We start from the raw sequence: 16,439 nt of genomic DNA, 5'->3' as shown, positions 1-16,439 counted from the left end.
AATCCTATTACCACATGACCAAGTCATGGTATCAAATATTAAAAAGCCAAAATAACTAACTTCAAAAAAATAAAAACTTTTGGAAATTTATAATTCTTACGAAAAATATATAGGTAACATAACCGTTCAACAACAAAAAAATAACATTAAAAGACAACTCTAATGGATATCCCCAATCGAAATTGGGAATATAATATAGCGAATCTGGATCAACTAATTTTGACCATAACTCACTAACAATAACAGTATCTACACTAGACTTAATAGTACGACTGAGTGTAGAAAACGAACAAAAAACCAATTGCGAGTAAAATTAACCAGCCACCTAATCCATTTAATTCTGTTTCTTCTTTCATTTTATACTTATTTAATAATCGATAAGTATGCTGATTGAATTAATTCAGGATTATTTCTATCTTGAGCTAAAGAATCAATAGAGATATAAACAATTTGACAATTTTGTAAAATAGCTTCCCTTACTACAAATTTAGCTTTGCGATCCCGTCGCTCTTTTTGAGCAGGGCTAATATAAAGATCATCGTAGCCGTCATCATATAATGATGTTCTTTCCAATAATGTCGGCGCACGCCAAAAAGTCTCTTTAGGGTAATCTCGTACAAAAATTTGATCGGTCAATTTACCTTTCATGCCAACGTAATTTGCAGATAAATGCTTACTTTCTCGGCTTTGCGCAATATATATATCTTGATAACTTGGTATATTGATAGGTAATTGATTAAATCGAAATTCCACACCGGATAAAGTAGAGTACTGACAATTTTCCATAACAACAGGTGCAGTTCGGTAATTTAACGAACCACACCCAAGTAATAAAAATAAACTTATAACTATTAAAACTCGTTGCATTTTTTATTCAAACATATTGGTTAGGTAGAACATATTATACATATGAATGATAAGATAAACTTACATCTTTTCACTAACTTTTTCAGCTGATTTTGAAATAGCTTTACCACCTGATTGAACATCCTCACCGACACCTTTAACTGTATTACATCCTACAATAACTGTAGTCATAGCGATACCTAATACTAGAATTAACATTTTGTGGAACATAAACAATACTCCTTTTATTAATAACATGGTTATTTTAATGTAGCAAATGCATCAACTACACGGTAAATATTATGGTGATTTAAACCAGCCACACACATTCTGCCACTACCCACCAAATAAACAGCAGAATTTTCTTTTAATTGTGTAACTTGTTCTTTGGTAAAACCGGTGTAACTAAACATACCTCGTTGCTTAACTAAAAAATCAAAATTACGCTCAGGCACAGCTCGCTTTAGAGAATCCACTAAAGTGGCTCGCATAGTTACAATACGATTACGCATTGATTCGACTTCTTTAAACCATTTTGCTTTAAGATCTGCATTATTTAGTACATAAGAAACAAGTTGCGCACCGTAAGCCGCAGGGCTTGAATAATTTCGACGCACAGTAGCTTGGAGTTGACCCAATACCCGATTGGCTATATCACTATTATCACATAAGACAGATAACCCACCTACCCGTTCACCATATAGTGAAAACGTTTTTGAAAATGAGTTACTGACAAAACCACATAAACCTTTTTCAGCCACTTTTTTTATGGCATAGGCATCATCTTCGATACTCTCTCCGAATCCTTGATAAGCAATATCCATAAATGAGATAAGAGAGCGTGCTTGCAGAACCTCTATTACTTTATCCCACTGTTCATGGGTTAAATCGGCACCAGTTGGATTATGACAACAAGGATGAAGTAACACAATACTTCTCGCCGGCAATTGATTTAATGTGGCCAACATTGCATCAAATTTTACACCACAAGTTTGAGGATCAAAATAAGGGTATTTATTGACTTTAAATCCTGCCCCACTAAAAATCGCAATATGATTTTCCCATGTTGGATCGCTGACCCAAACTTCAGATGTTGGAAAATAACGGAATAAAAAATCTGCACCAACTTTTAAAGCGCCAGATCCACCTAATGTTTGAATGGTTGCAATACGTTTATCTTTATATGCGCTATGGTTTTCACCAAATAATAAAGATTGGATCGCCTGACAGTAGGGTGGTAAACCACTCATGGGTAAATAGAGCTGAGCCTCTTTGTTATTATGATAAAGATAGTCACGAGCAATTTTAATACACTCTAATTGGGGGACAACGCCATTTTCATCATAATAATAGCCAATACTTAAATTCGTCTTATTATCGCGACGATCATTATTAAAATCAGCAACTAATGATAAGATGGGATCACCAGCATACGACTCTACTTTTTCAAACATATTTATAACCTAATTTACTTAGTAAACCTCAATAATTATTTGTAGATTATTGCACCAACTCAACAGCCAATCAATCACTAAATGATAGTTTAACAACAGATTATAGTATTGATGAAAACAACTCGATTTAATTAGTTGAATGTAAGCTCATTCTTATATTTAAACGTATAGTTAACCTGAAACTTATTTACAAGACCTAGCACCTGTCGGTGCTAATTAAACGAGTTGATTTTATTTAGCCACAATGACTTCAATTTCAATTTTGGCATCTTTAGGAATTCGAGCGACTTGTACACATGAACGAGCAGGAAAAGATGAATTATATTGAGTGAAATATGGACTTAATCATCGTTCAAGAAAAAGGCTCAAATATAAAACACCTTACCAAGCCTTTTACTAACTCGATTCGCACTTAGATGTTGAATTCATCTTTATATTCATACTGAAACGTATAGTTAACCTGAAACTTCTTTACACAGCTTAGCACCTATCGATGCTAATTAAATGGGTTGATTTTATTTAGCCACAATGACTTCAATTTCAATTTTGGCATCTTTAGGAATTCTAGCAACTTGTACACATGAACGAGCAGGAAAAGATGAATTATATTGGGTGAAAATCGACTTAATCATCGTTCAAGAAAAAGGCTCAAATATAAAACACTTTATCAAGCCTTTTACTAACTCTATTCGCACTTAGATGTTAAATTCATCTTTAGATTCATACTGAAACGTATAGTTAACCTGAAACTTCTTTACAGGACTTAGCACCTATCGGTGCTAATTAAATGGATTGATTTTATTTAGCCACAATGACTTCAATTTCAATTTTGGCATCTTTAGGAATTCGAGCGACTTGTACACATGAACGAGCAGGAAAAGATGAATTATATTGGGTGAAAATCGACTTAATCATTGTTCAAGAAAAAGGCTCTAATATATAACATTTTATCAAGTCTTTTACTAACTCGATTCGCACTTAGATGTTGAATTCATCTTTATATTCATACTGAAACGTATAGTTAACCTGAAACTTCTTTACAGGACTTAGCACCTGTCGGTGCTAATTAAATAGGTTGATTTTATTTAGCCACAATGACTTCAATTTCAATTTTGGCATCTTTAGGAATTCTAGCAACTTGTACACATGAACGAGCTGGAAAAGATGAATTATGCTCGGTAAAGAAGGCTTCATACACACCATTTACTGCCACAAAATCATTCATATCTGCTAAAAAAATGGTCGTTTTAACGATATTATTGACCGTATAACCGGCAGCAGTAATAATCGCTTTCACATTGGCCAAACTTTGTTTAGCTTGCTCTTTAACACAACTTGGCATTTCACCAGTAGCCGGATCAATAGGGATTTGCCCTGACGCAAACATCATATTACCTAAATCAATAGCCTGAACATAAGGACCTATTGCCGCTGGCGCTTTGTCAGTTTTAATAATTTTTGCCATTTTTACTCTCTCTCCTTTACTTTATTTGCAATTGGTTTTTGATGACAAAAAACACAATTCTATGTTTTATCATTTGAACAGGATCATAATTTTGTGTCAAGTCAGTACCCACTAATGATCATGGGACTTCTTGTAATTTTCTGTTATGATAACCATAATTTTGTCATTTATTGAGAGTCAATATGTTTGAGAATTTAACCGACCGTTTATCGCAGACATTCCGAAATATCAGTGGTCGCGGACGATTGTCTGAAGATAATATCAAAGAAGCTCTGCGCGAAGTACGTATGGCACTACTTGAAGCAGATGTGGCTTTACCTGTAGTGCGTGAGTTTATTAATCAAGTCAAAGAAAAAGCTGTCGGCCTAGATGTCAGCAAAAGTTTAACCCCCGGCCAAGAGTTTATTAAAATTGTTCAGGCGGAACTAACTAACGCAATGGGTGAAGTAAATAGTTCACTCAATTTAGCCACTCAGCCTCCCGCCGTGATATTAATGGCAGGTTTGCAAGGTGCTGGTAAAACAACCAGCGTTGCCAAACTAGCTAAATTTTTAAAAGAAAAGCATAAAAAGAAAGTGTTAGTCGTGTCAGCTGACGTCTATCGTCCAGCAGCGATAAAACAACTTGAAACACTCGCTAAAGCCATTGATGTAGAATTTTTTCCGTCTGATATCAACCAAAAACCAGTCAATATTGTCGACAAAGCAATCGCTTACGCAAAATTGCAATTTTTTGATGTGCTAATTGTCGATACAGCGGGTCGCTTACATATTGATAGTGACATGATGAATGAGATCAAAGCACTTCATCAGGCTATTAATCCTATCGAAACCTTATTTGTCGTTGATGCAATGACCGGTCAAGATGCAGCCAATACAGCTAAAGCCTTTAATGATGCATTACCACTTACTGGGGTAATTTTGACTAAAGTTGACGGTGATGCTCGTGGCGGTGCTGCTCTATCTATCCGCCATATTACTGGTAAGCCTATCAAATTTTTGGGAATGGGTGAAAAAACAGACGCTTTAGAGCCTTTCTACCCAGATCGCATTGCCTCACGTATTTTAGGTATGGGCGATGTGCTTTCATTAATTGAAGAGCTACAAAGTAATGTCGATCGCGAAAAAGCAGAAAAAATAGCTAAAAAACTTAAAAAAGGCGATAAATTCGATTTTAATGATTTTCAGGATCAACTTAAACAGATGCGAAATATGGGTGGTATGGGCGCCATGTTAGCTAAATTGCCGGGTGTGGGTCAATTGCCTGATCACATCAAAGCGCAAATGGATGATAAAGTCACCATTAAAATGGAAGCCATTATAGGTTCAATGACTTTAAAAGAAAGAGCAAATCCAGAAATCATCAAAGGATCGCGTAAACGCCGAATTGCTAATGGTTCTGGAACTCAAGTGCAAGACGTCAATAAACTACTTAAACAGTTTGAAGACATGCAAAAAATGATGAAAAAAATGAAGGGTGGTGGCATGATGAAAATGATGCGCCAAATGAAAGGCCTAATGGGCGGTGGTGGTATGGGTTTCCCACGCTAAACCAATACACTTAATCCAACCCTCAGGCTAAAAAACCAGTTTATAATCCAATATTATATATCAATTACTATCATTAATATCGCGCTATCTAAAGCGCGATATTTACCGATATCAGCTATTATTCTTAATCGATTTGATCTTAGTTGGGCGATTCATCGTTAGTACTGTTCCGATAGATGAGATGATAATAAACACAATAGCTAACCATTGATAACGATTTAACTGTTCATGCAAAACAATTAAACCGGAAAATGCCGCAAAAACCGGTGATAAACTCATCAAAGTACTAAAAGTTTGTGCTGGTAATCTTGGTAGGGCGATCATATCCAGACCATATGGAATAGCAGAGGCTAACAATGCCACAACAAACACCAATGGCAAAAGTTCTAATGAAAACATCACACTACCACTTTGCCATACGCCAATAGGGAATAACAAAAATGAAGCAATAATAGAACCAATAGCGACACTAGAAGCACCATGAATAGCTCCAGCTTTACGCCCAAATAAAATATAACATGCCCAACAACTACCCGCCCCTAATGCTAATAAAATACCAATAGGATCGATATTATTTGATGCTTGATGAATAGGTAATAATATAGCTAAACCTGTCACTGCAATTCCTAACCAAACAAAGTCTGCTAATCGACGCGATGAACACATTGCCACCATAATAGGTCCTGTAAGTTCAATCGCCACTGCTACACCAAGTGGAATTCGTGCTATCGCATTATAAAAACAGAGATTCATACACCCCATAGAAACACCATATAAAATAATGTACTTCAAAGCTAATCGAGTGATAGGTTTGCGCCATGGTTTAAAAATCGCCACTAATAAAATTGATGAAAAAACTAATCGCCATGCCGTCATCCCTTCTGGTCCCAGTACAGGAAAAAGGTATTTTGCCATTGACGCACTACCTTGCACCGAAATCATTGAAATAAAAATTAAAAAAACAGGCCAAGACCGTTTAAGCATAAATAATACCTTGTTTCAAATAATGAGATTATTGTAAGTATAGTTACTGACAAGATCTTTCAGGTTAGACATATGTTTAAATATAAAAACTCCAAATAAACATGGTGTTAATTAGTTTTCCCTTTTAACCGAAAGTAATGCAAGATCTTGCAAGGCTTGTTTATAAGGTGAATCCGGCAAAATAGCTATAACATCAAATGCCTTTTTTGCCTCATGTTGCGCAGTTTGAAGGGTAAAATCTAGCGAACCGCACTCTTGCATAATTTGTAAGATTCGATCTAACAGATGCCTACCATTGCCCTGCTCAATTGCTTGACGAATTAAGATTGCATCCTGTGGATTTTTAGTATGATGCATCGCATGTAAAAGAGGTAATGTTGGTTTACCTTCATTCAAATCATCACCTAAATTTTTGCCCAATTTTTGATTACTATCAGCACTGTAATCCAACAAATCATCAATGATTTGAAACGCCGTTCCCAGATATTTACCATACTCTTGCAGCGCAAATTCCTGTTGCTCATCGGCGCCAGCAAGTACAGCGGCTGAGTGTGAAGTCGCTTCAAATAAACGCGCCGTTTTACGATAGATCACTTCTAAATATTGCGCTTTGGTTATGTCCGGATCGTTACAATTAATTAATTGCTGAACTTCGCCTTCTGCTATTACATTAGTTGCGGCCGACATAATGGTTAATACTTTAAAAGACTCTGTGCGTACCATCATTTGAAAAGATCGGGTATAAATATAATCTCCAACTAAAACGCTTGCTGCATTACCAAAAAGCGCATTTGCCGTTGATTTGCCTCGTCGTAAATCAGATTCATCCACCACATCATCATGCAATAATGTTGCTGTATGGATAAACTCAATAAAAGCTGCGGTGATAATATGTTTATCACCTTGATAATTCAGAGCCTTTGCCACTAACAATGCAATAATAGGACGAATACGCTTCCCACCACTACTGATAATATAATTACCCAATTGATTAATTAAGGCTACATCAGAACTCAATTCTGCTTGAATTGCTTCATTCACTTTATGTAAATCATCTTTAACGAGGTCGATAATTTGATTTATTGATGGATTATTCATCAGACTAACCATTACAAATAATAGATATTTAATAGATATTATCTGATAAATATTATTCTTCAACAAGTTTAGATATGTGATATTTTTAGTTTTAAGAAAAAGCTACAAATGATAAGCATTTTCATCTAAAATAAGCGCCTTAAGTTAGAAATGATAATTGTTATGAAAATTAACTTTGATATAGACATCAATAACGAACAGATCCCGCAATCCCCCTTAAAAAAACGATCTAAAGGGGTGTATCTGTGTACTTCGCTTTCTGTATTGTCACACTGTTGTTTAGCGGGACTACTATTTAGCTCAGTACTATTCGCCAATAATATCGTGGTTGAAGAAGGCGATAATTCGATTAAAGCCATTATGGTCGATTTATCTCAATTAGCAGCGCCAGAACAGTCTATAGTTGAAGATACTCCCGATATTCAGGGTACAGAAAATAGTGAAATAATTGATAATAAACCTATCGAAGAACCGCCTATCGAACCCGTTGTAGAACCAGAAGTTGTCAAAGAGGAGCCAAAACCAGAACCAGAACCGGTAAAAGAGGCGATAATTAAAAAAGAAGAAAAACCGAAAAATAAACCCAAAAAACCACCTACACAAAAAGCTTCAAAGCAACAGGTCAGGCAAGAAGTTGCGAGCAATAATCTTGCTCAAACCGCTGTAGCGCCATCGATTTCAGACAATCAACGATTTGCAAATAATCCGTCACCTATTAGTCGTAACTATCCCGAATATCCACGTAGAGCATTAGACATGCGTTTAGATGGTTATGTTATAGTAAAATTTGATGTCAATAGTGAAGGACGCGTTGAAAATATTCGCTTCATCGAAACAAATCCAAATAATATCTTCAACCGATCAGTCATTACCGCAATGAAACAATGGAAGTATAAACCTATAGCGGCTAAGGATCTGACTATTAAGATCATCTTTAAACATAATGAATCAATTAAGTTACAATAATCGTTATTTGTTCAGCTCAAAAAGATTAGTTACTAATAGCAACCAATTATCAAGTAACCAGTAAGCAAAATCGGCGCGAAAACGGTTACGGTTACAATCGAATTGATAGTTGACTAACTATTAATGAACTTTACTATGCGACTCAAGTTCGCATCAATTTTTCAATTTCATCAGGATCTTTCGGCACGTCCGAGGTTAACACTTGATTACCAGATTGTGTGATTAAAATATTATCTTCAATACGAATACCAATACCTTTATAGCGATCAGGTACATCAGAATCTTGATTAATATATAATCCCGGTTCAACAGTCAGCACCATGCCTGGCTCTAATAAGCGATCTCGACCGCTACCGACATCATGTACATCCATACCCAACCAATGGCCTAAACCATGCATATAGTAAGTGCTGTAGGCTTTATCAGCAATTAAAGTCTCAACATCACCTTGCATAATGCCAAGCTTAACCAAACCTTCAACCATTGTTCGAACAACTTTTTGATTAACTTCTTGTATTGACGTACCTGGTTTAAATAATTTGATAGCTTGATATTGTGATGCCAAGACAATGTCATATATCTCACGTTGCGCTTGACTGAATTTGCCATTAATCGGAAAGGTTCGAGTAATATCACCGGCATAATATTGATATTCACATCCCGCATCAATCAACACTAAATCACCAGTATTTAATGGTTCACTGTTATTTTCATAATGTAATATGCAACCGTTATTCCCTCCACCAACAATCGTATTATACGACGGCCAACGCGCACCATGTCTGGCAAATTCATGTAAAATTTCAGCTTCCAGTTGATACTCATACATAAGTGGTTTACATTTTTGCATCGCTCTTACATGAGCTTGCGCACTAATCTTGCAAGCTTCTCGCAAAATAGCCATTTCAAAATCAGATTTAAACATACGCATTTCATGAACAACTGGTCGCCAGTCAATCAGAGTAGTAGGTGCGGATAAATTTAACCTCGCACCTTGTCGTAAAGTAGTAAGCGCTTGTTTAACAAGCTGATCGGCATAATCATATTGTTGGTCGGCATGATAAATTGCCGTTTTTCCGTTTAATAAATCAGGCAGTACGGTACTTATTTCATCAAAAAGGTAAGCTTCATCGACAAAAATTGTTTCTAATGCTGCTTGTTGACCTAAACGATAGCCCGTCCAAGTTTCTGCAACAGGATCTTTTTTTCGATTAAATAACACATATCGGCAACTATTATCTTCTTGTTTAATAATGGCTAAAACGGCTTCTGGCTCAGCAAAAAACGTAAAATACCAAAAATCACTATTTTGCCGATATGGATAGTGTGTATCATTACTCCGTACTACCTCGGGTGAGGCAAAAAAAAGTGCAACACTATTAGGTTTCATCTGTGCCAACAATTTTTCACGACGGGCAAGCAGTTCTGTTTTGATATTTGGTTTTATCATGATCAATACCTTAAGATGATTCACTAGAATGATTAATGTATAGTTGGAGTTATATCTGGTTCATTAAATTCGTCGAAACATAATATAGATGTTATGCGAACATACTCTTTAATCTCCTCAAATGCAAACCCTAGTTCCTCAGGATCTTCACTTTCATCATAACCCAATTTAACGATTTGGCGTAAATCATAAATAGCCTCGCCAACATCACCTTTTAATCGGTTAATCTTAGGTTGAACTAAACCAATACCAAGCAGGAAATGATTGACCCAACCAACAAGATCATCTATTTGTGAAAATAGATCATGTTCATTTAACAACAACTGAAATTCAAAGTTTTCATCAAAAAAAAGTCGTCTGGTTAAACTATAGAGTTTTTTAATTTGCTCAGCTAAAGGATCAGCTATGCTTTGCCCGTTATTTAACATATCCTCAACTAATGGCCACCAACTCTCATCATTATTGCCACCCGCTAATATACCTGATATAAAACCATGTAACTCAGCTGCTGTAACACCTATTTTATCTTGAATTAGTTGACGATTAAGTTTGTCATAATTAATCATATCAGTCATTAATACCACCTTACTCTTGTCATATCACCAAAAAATACACCCCTGCACTTTAACTGATTATTAGTATATAATTCATTGCTAATTTATAACTGATAAACAAGTTATTACACATTATAAAGGAATTATTTTGAACATTGTAAGATTAGTCACAAAATGGCAAGCGCTATTGCTACTCTCGACCATATTATTAACTGCATGTAGTTCGAGAACCAATAAAGGTACAATCATTCTTGATGTACAAGATAAAAAACAAACAAGTGTCATAACTCAAGACTTACCAAACTATTACCATATAGGTAATGGAGAACAGGAATTACAGAAATTTGAATCATTCTGTCGAGATGAGATTCGTATCTCACAGCTTGACGGAAGTGAAGAAACTGTGTTTAACAACATTAAAAAAGGTATTCACGGACAAGTTGAATTCAACAAATGTAGTGATAAAATCATTCGGATATACCGATATTGATAAAATGCGACTATCTTTATATATTAGTAAAGATAATTTGACTGATTCAAAAAGATCTATTAAATCTTACTAGCCTTTCTGACGGTTTTTATTTATATTGGTCGCACAAATGAAAATATTTTTGGGAGTAAAATAACTATGTATAAACAAGATGTAACAATTACTGCATCAAATGGTCTTCATACCCGCCCTGCCGCACAATTTGTAAAAGAAGCAAAAAACTTCAATGCTGAAATTACTGTCACTTCAAATGGAAAAAGTGCAAGCGCTAAAAGCCTTTTCAAACTACAAACATTAGGTTTAGCACAAGGTACAGTAATTACCATTTCAGCCGAAGGCGAAGATGAGAAAGAAGCAGTAAATCATTTAGTGAAATTAATTCCGGAATTGGAATAGTCACTCCCAATTGCTATAAAACGGTTTTAAAATTGAATAAGGATTAAATGTTATGGTATCAGGTATACTTGTTTCCCCCGGTATCGCTTTCGCAAAAGCGTTATTATTAAAAGAAGAACCTATTATTATTAATAATAGACAAATTCTTGATAACAAAATTGATGCTGAAATAGAACGTTTTAAAGAAGCTCGCAAAAAATCAAGCGAACAACTACATGCTATCATGGAACGTGCAAAATCAACATTAGGCGAAGATAAAGCAGCTATTTTCGAAGGACACATTATGCTTCTTGAAGATGAAGATCTTGAACAAGAAGTCATTTCACGCATTGAAAGCAAGCATTCTACCGCTGATGCCGCAGTCCAATCAGTATTTGAGACTCAAGCTAAGGAGTTAGAAAACCTAGATGATGAATATTTAAAAGAACGTGCTGCAGATATTCGTGATATAGGTAAACGTTTACTCAAAAATATTTTAGGTGTTGAAATTGTTGATTTAAGTGCAATTAGTCACCCATGTATCTTAGTGGCTACCGACTTAACACCATCTGAAACTGCACAATTAAATTTAGACATGGTATTAGGCTTTATTACTGATGCTGGTGGACGAACCTCTCATACTTCAATTATGGCGCGTTCTTTAGAAATTCCAGCCATTGTTGGTACATCAAATGCGACCCAAAAAATCAAACAGGGTGATTTTATTATTTTAGATGCTATCAATAATGCGATTTATATTGAGCCAGATCACACCACGCAAGAAAGATTAAAACAAGTTCAAGCTAAATATATTGCTGATAAAGAAGAACTTGCAAAATTGAAAGATTTACCCGCGGTTACCCTTGATGGTCACCAAGTTGAAATTTGTGGCAATATCGGAACTGTCCGTGATATCGCAGGTGCAGAACGTAATGGCTATGAAGGAGTAGGTCTTTACCGTACTGAATTTTTATTTATGGATCGCGATGCTTATCCTGATGAAGAAGAGCAATTCAAAGCCTATAAAGAAGTAGCCGAATCAACTAATGGATTACCGGTTATTGTACGAACTATGGATATTGGTGGTGATAAAGATGTACCTTATATGCACTTACCAAAAGAAGAGAATCCATTTTTAGGCTGGCGAGCAATCCGAATTTGTCTTGATCGTAAAGATGTACTTCATGCTCAATTAAGAGCAATATTACGTGCATCAGCCTATGGCAAACTACGCATCATGTTCCCGATGATTATTTCTGTTGAAGAAGTTCGTTTATTAAAATCAGAAATTAATATTTTAAAAGAACAATTAACTGCTGAAGGTAAATCCTTCGACAAAAATATTGAAATTGGTGTAATGATTGAAACACCAGCAGCCACAGTAATTGCACGTCATTTAGCGAAAGAAGTTGATTTCTTCAGTATCGGAACCAACGATTTAACACAATATACGCTAGCAGTTGACCGTGGTAATGAATTAATTTCTCATCTTTATAACCCACTATCACCTTCTGTATTAAACCTAATTAAAACTGTTATTGATGCTTCTCATCAAGAAGGTAAATGGACAGGAATGTGTGGTGAACTAGCTGGAGATGAAAGAGCAACTATCCTGTTATTAGGTATGGGGCTTGATGAATTTAGTATGAGTGCAGTTTCAATTCCTAAGATTAAAAAATTAATTCGTAATACTAATTATGAAGAAGCGAAAAAGCTTGCTGATACAGCATTAGGAAAAGCAACTGCTAAAGAAATAGTTGATTTAATAGAAAATTTTTCCGCTGAAAAGCAAATTAGTTAGGAGGCAGTAATGGGGATATTCGATAAAATCAAACAATTGGTGTCCGATGATAACAAAAATAGCATCGAAATTATTGCACCGCTAAGTGGTGAAATTGTAAAAATTGAAGATGTACCTGATGTTGTTTTTGCGCAAAAAATTGTTGGTGATGGTATTGCGATTAAACCAGCTGGTAACAAAATCGTCGCACCACTTAATGGTAAAATTGGCAAAATCTTCGAAACCAATCATGCCTTCGCTATTGAATCAGACGAAGGGATTGAACTTTTTGTTCACTTTGGTATTGATACCGTTGAATTAAAAGGTGAAGGTTTTACGCGTATAGCGGAAGAAGGTCAACAAGTCAAAGTTGGTGATACAATTATTGAGTTTGATTTACCACTGCTAGAAAGCAAAGCCAAATCAGTATTAACACCTGTGATTATTTCCAACATGGAAAGTATAGTTGAATTAACTAAACTCTCTGGTACGGTGGAAGTTGGTAAAACACCGGTAATGCGAGTTAAAAAATAATATACTTCTTACAAAAAAACCTTCAGCTTATAACTGAAGGTTTTTTTATAATCGTTTTTCAACCTATAATGTTCATATTTACACCAAAGCGCATTAACGCCACTTCTTATATTGATTAATCAAATTATTGGTTGAATTATCATGAGAATTTACTGGTTTATCATCTGTTAATTCAGGCAAAATTCGTCCAGCTAACTGTTTACCTAACTCAACACCCCATTGATCAAAACTAAAGATGTTTAAAATAACACCTTGTGTAAAAATCTTATGCTCATACATAGCAACTAAAACACCTAATGTATAAGGAGTGATTTTTTTGACTAAAATAGAGTTAGTTGGTTTATTGCCGTCAAACACTTTAAATGGTACTACTGATTTTACATCATCAAGTTTTTTACCCGCTGCAATAAATTCTTGTTCAACTTGCTCAGCTGTTTTACCAAAAGCTAATGCTTCAGTTTGCGCAAAAAAGTTAGAAAGTAATTTCGGATGATGATCACCAACAGGATTATGGCTAATCGCAGGAGCAATAAAATCACAAGGAATTAACTTAGTTCCCTGATGAATTAATTGATAAAACGCGTGTTGACCATTAGTACCCGGTTCACCCCAAATAATAGGTCCGGTGGTATAAGTTGTTTTATGACCATTACGATCAACGCTCTTACCATTAGACTCCATATTACCTTGTTGGAAATAAGCAGCAAAGCGATGCATATACTGATCATAAGGTAAAATCGCTTCGGTTTCTGCTCCAAAAAAGTTATTGTACCAAATACCTACCAGCGCGAGTAAGGCAGGGATATTTTTATCAATCGGCGTACTTTGAAAATGCTTATCCATGGCATGACCACCAGCTAAAAACTGCTTAAAGTTCTCATAACCTATTGATAAAACAATTGATAACCCAATTGCAGACCAAGATGAATAACGGCCACCGACCCAATCCCAAAACTCAAACATATTGGCGGTATCAATACCAAATTTTTCAACTTCTTTAGCATTGGTTGAAAGAGCAACAAAATGTAATGCTACTGCTTTCTCATCTTTTGCCGCATCTAATAACCAATCACGAGCTGTTTGTGCATTGGTCATTGTTTCTTGAGTAGTAAAGGTTTTAGATGCGACTAAAAATAGCGTTGTTTCAGGATTTAGACCTTTTAATGCTTCAACGATATGTGTTCCGTCAACATTCGAAACAAAATGCATGGTCAAATGGTTTTTGTATGGTCTTAAAGCCTCAGTTATCATATGTGGACCAAGATCAGAACCACCAATCCCGATATTGACAACATCAGTAATGGCCTTACCGGTATAACCTTTCCATTCACCACTTATCACTCTATTACTAAATTTTTCCATTTTCGCTAATACCGCATTAACATCATCCATGACATTTTTACCGTCAACGTAAATAGGTGTATTTGATACATTACGTAGCGCAACATGCAATACCGCTCGATTTTCAGTTCGATTAATTTTTTCGCCACTATACATAGCTTTAATTGCGCCGTTTAAATCACACTCATCAGCTAGTTTATACAGAATGGATAAGGTTTCTTGGGTAATACGATTTTTTGATAAATCGACGAGCAATTCATCTTCAAAAGGGATCGTAAGTTTTTCAACCCGATTCGGCTCTTCTTTTAATAGTTGGGCGATGGTTTTATTTTTGTGTTGTTGATAACTTGTTTGCAGGGACTTCCAAGATGAGGTAGTTGTTGGATCAATTGACTTTAACATAATTAATTCCTTAAATAATAAAGCGTTGTCTCCATAATATAACTATGCCTAAGATGATGCAAGATAAGGATTTTACTGATTAAAAATAACTTAATTTTTGAATATAAATAATAAACGTTATTTTCTTTTCCTAATTAAATAACTTGAATATAATGTTGAAGATAACATATTTGATACTCATAATCATTCGTGATGTAATTTTGTCAATCGACTATCATCGTTAGAATACATGAGATTCCTTCTACTATTATTGCAATGGGAAATTTAATGCAAATTATTCAAACCCTTGTACCAGCACTTGATAAAATAGTGCGTATTTGTGACTATCTAGATAGTCACCGAGGTGCTACATTTAGTCAGATTTTTCAGGATCTTAATCTACCTAAAAGTAGTACTTCTACTTTACTCAATGCGCTAATCATGCACGGTATATTACGCCAAGAAAAGAATAAATATTATCTCGGATTAAAATTACATGAATGGGGTGATAAATCACTTGAACAATTTGATATCGCAAAAATAGCCAAACCTATCATGTCTAAATTACGAGATGAAACTAATTTAACTTGTCATTTGGGCGTTCTTGACGGTCTTTATCCTGTTTATATCGCTAAAGTTGAGAATGATCAAGCTATTGGTATTCGTACCTGGATTGGCAAAAAACTGCCTCTACATAGTTCTGGTGTAGGTAAAGCGTTAATCGCATGGCTACCTGAAGAGAAAATTGACCAGCTAATTCCTGAGGAAAAGCTCACTAAATTTACTGATACTACGATTACTTCTAAAAAACAGCTAAAAAAGGAACTTGCAGAGATCCGTGTAAAAGGCTGGGCTTATGACAATCAGGAAGATGTTCAAGGTGTACACTGTATTGCAGCCCCAATATTTGATAAAAATGGCGAACCCATAGCGGCAATCAGTATATCTGGCGTGCTTTTTCAGTTACCTGTAGATAAAATTGAAAATTATTCGATTTTAGTTCGCAAAGCGTGCCAAGCTTTATCTAATAAACTTCAATAAATAGTATAAAAAAGAGTGATTCAATGTTCATTGTCCTTATAGATAAAGTTATCTTGTTTATCCATAATGACAAAACACAAAAAATAACCCTCATTAATTAATCATTAATGAGGGTCAGTTAAGCTACTGT

The 16,439-nt window shown here is 35.2% G+C and carries 16 protein-coding genes and 3 pseudogenes; 7 read left to right on the top strand and 12 right to left on the bottom strand.

Annotated elements, in window-relative coordinates; genetic code table 11:
- Positions 1 to 363 precede the first annotated feature (363 nt).
- The 7 genes and pseudogenes from A9G11_RS06415 to A9G11_RS06400 all read right to left on the bottom strand — a co-directional run bounded on the left by A9G11_RS06415 (position 364) and on the right by A9G11_RS06400 (position 3,765).
- On the bottom strand, positions 364 to 867 hold the full coding sequence (locus tag A9G11_RS06415) for a hypothetical protein (protein WP_065618673.1): 504 nt from the start codon (positions 865 to 867) through the stop codon (positions 364 to 366).
- Positions 868 to 927: 60 nt separating this feature from the next.
- The gene (locus A9G11_RS06410; RefSeq protein ID WP_065618720.1) at positions 928 to 1,065 is read right to left on the bottom strand and encodes an entericidin A/B family lipoprotein; all 138 of its coding nucleotides are present in this window, start codon (positions 1,063 to 1,065) and stop codon (positions 928 to 930) included.
- Positions 1,066 to 1,106: 41 nt separating this feature from the next.
- A complete protein-coding gene (locus tag A9G11_RS06405) occupies positions 1,107 to 2,300 on the bottom strand; it encodes an amino acid aminotransferase (protein WP_065618672.1) in 1,194 nt (397 codons plus the stop codon).
- Between the two features lie 231 nt (positions 2,301 to 2,531).
- A pseudogene (locus A9G11_RS14010) lies at positions 2,532 to 2,636 on the bottom strand (Rid family hydrolase); the annotation flags it as partial.
- 179 nt (positions 2,637 to 2,815) lie between these two features.
- Positions 2,816 to 2,917, bottom strand: a pseudogene (locus A9G11_RS14005) (Rid family hydrolase); the annotation flags it as partial.
- A gap of 181 nt (positions 2,918 to 3,098) precedes the next feature.
- A pseudogene (locus tag A9G11_RS14000) lies at positions 3,099 to 3,200 on the bottom strand (Rid family hydrolase); the annotation flags it as partial.
- A gap of 181 nt (positions 3,201 to 3,381) precedes the next feature.
- The gene (locus tag A9G11_RS06400) at positions 3,382 to 3,765 is read right to left on the bottom strand and encodes a RidA family protein (RefSeq protein WP_065618671.1); all 384 of its coding nucleotides are present in this window, start codon (positions 3,763 to 3,765) and stop codon (positions 3,382 to 3,384) included.
- Between the two features lie 182 nt (positions 3,766 to 3,947).
- On the opposite strand from A9G11_RS06400, the gene ffh reads away from it, so the two are divergent.
- Complete coding sequence (ffh, locus tag A9G11_RS06395) at positions 3,948 to 5,315, top strand: signal recognition particle protein (RefSeq protein ID WP_065618670.1); 1,368 nt, start codon at positions 3,948 to 3,950, stop codon at positions 5,313 to 5,315.
- A gap of 111 nt (positions 5,316 to 5,426) precedes the next feature.
- On the opposite strand, the gene A9G11_RS06390 is transcribed toward ffh, so the two are convergent.
- Both A9G11_RS06390 and ispB read right to left on the bottom strand, forming a co-directional pair.
- Positions 5,427 to 6,299 (bottom strand): EamA family transporter, encoded by an 873-nt coding sequence (locus tag A9G11_RS06390; RefSeq protein WP_065618669.1) that lies wholly within the window; start codon positions 6,297 to 6,299, stop codon positions 5,427 to 5,429.
- A 111-nt stretch (positions 6,300 to 6,410) separates the two neighbouring features.
- Positions 6,411 to 7,397 carry an octaprenyl diphosphate synthase gene (ispB, locus tag A9G11_RS06385; protein WP_065618668.1) on the bottom strand — a complete coding sequence of 329 codons (987 nt, stop codon included), beginning with the start codon at positions 7,395 to 7,397 and terminating at the stop codon, positions 6,411 to 6,413.
- A gap of 162 nt (positions 7,398 to 7,559) precedes the next feature.
- On the opposite strand from ispB, the gene A9G11_RS06380 reads away from it, so the two are divergent.
- Complete coding sequence (locus A9G11_RS06380) at positions 7,560 to 8,363, top strand: TonB family protein (RefSeq protein WP_065618667.1); 804 nt, start codon at positions 7,560 to 7,562, stop codon at positions 8,361 to 8,363.
- A gap of 142 nt (positions 8,364 to 8,505) precedes the next feature.
- On the opposite strand, the gene pepP is transcribed toward A9G11_RS06380, so the two are convergent.
- Both pepP and A9G11_RS06370 read right to left on the bottom strand, forming a co-directional pair.
- Positions 8,506 to 9,813: a Xaa-Pro aminopeptidase gene (pepP, locus tag A9G11_RS06375; protein WP_065618666.1), complete on the bottom strand. Its 1,308-nt coding sequence runs from the start codon at positions 9,811 to 9,813 to the stop codon at positions 8,506 to 8,508.
- A gap of 32 nt (positions 9,814 to 9,845) precedes the next feature.
- A complete protein-coding gene (locus A9G11_RS06370; RefSeq protein WP_081298447.1) occupies positions 9,846 to 10,388 on the bottom strand; it encodes a UPF0149 family protein in 543 nt (180 codons plus the stop codon).
- A 127-nt stretch (positions 10,389 to 10,515) separates the two neighbouring features.
- Between A9G11_RS06370 and A9G11_RS06365 the strand changes: the two genes are divergently transcribed.
- From A9G11_RS06365 to crr, 4 genes are all read left to right on the top strand, one after another.
- Entirely contained in the window at positions 10,516 to 10,857 is a 342-nt protein-coding gene (locus A9G11_RS06365) for a hypothetical protein (RefSeq protein ID WP_065618665.1), read from the top strand.
- Positions 10,858 to 10,995: 138 nt separating this feature from the next.
- Positions 10,996 to 11,253, top strand: a complete 258-nt coding sequence (ptsH, locus tag A9G11_RS06360) for a phosphocarrier protein Hpr (RefSeq protein ID WP_065618664.1) — start codon at positions 10,996 to 10,998, stop codon at positions 11,251 to 11,253.
- 52 nt (positions 11,254 to 11,305) lie between these two features.
- Positions 11,306 to 13,033, top strand: a complete 1,728-nt coding sequence (gene ptsI, locus A9G11_RS06355) for a phosphoenolpyruvate-protein phosphotransferase PtsI (protein ID WP_065618663.1) — start codon at positions 11,306 to 11,308, stop codon at positions 13,031 to 13,033.
- Positions 13,034 to 13,042: 9 nt separating this feature from the next.
- Positions 13,043 to 13,546, top strand: a complete 504-nt coding sequence (crr, locus tag A9G11_RS06350) for a PTS glucose transporter subunit IIA (RefSeq protein WP_065618662.1) — start codon at positions 13,043 to 13,045, stop codon at positions 13,544 to 13,546.
- Positions 13,547 to 13,639: 93 nt separating this feature from the next.
- On the opposite strand, the gene pgi is transcribed toward crr, so the two are convergent.
- Positions 13,640 to 15,289: a glucose-6-phosphate isomerase gene (gene pgi, locus A9G11_RS06345; protein ID WP_065618661.1), complete on the bottom strand. Its 1,650-nt coding sequence runs from the start codon at positions 15,287 to 15,289 to the stop codon at positions 13,640 to 13,642.
- Positions 15,290 to 15,556: 267 nt separating this feature from the next.
- On the opposite strand from pgi, the gene A9G11_RS06340 reads away from it, so the two are divergent.
- Positions 15,557 to 16,309 carry an IclR family transcriptional regulator gene (locus A9G11_RS06340; protein WP_065618660.1) on the top strand — a complete coding sequence of 251 codons (753 nt, stop codon included), beginning with the start codon at positions 15,557 to 15,559 and terminating at the stop codon, positions 16,307 to 16,309.
- The last annotated feature ends 130 nt before the right edge of the window (positions 16,310 to 16,439 follow it).

This window comes from Gilliamella sp. wkB108 (genome assembly GCF_001690195.1).
Classification (GTDB): domain Bacteria; phylum Pseudomonadota; class Gammaproteobacteria; order Enterobacterales; family Orbaceae; genus Gilliamella; species Gilliamella apicola_L.
This window is presented reverse-complemented; position numbering and strand designations above follow the sequence as displayed.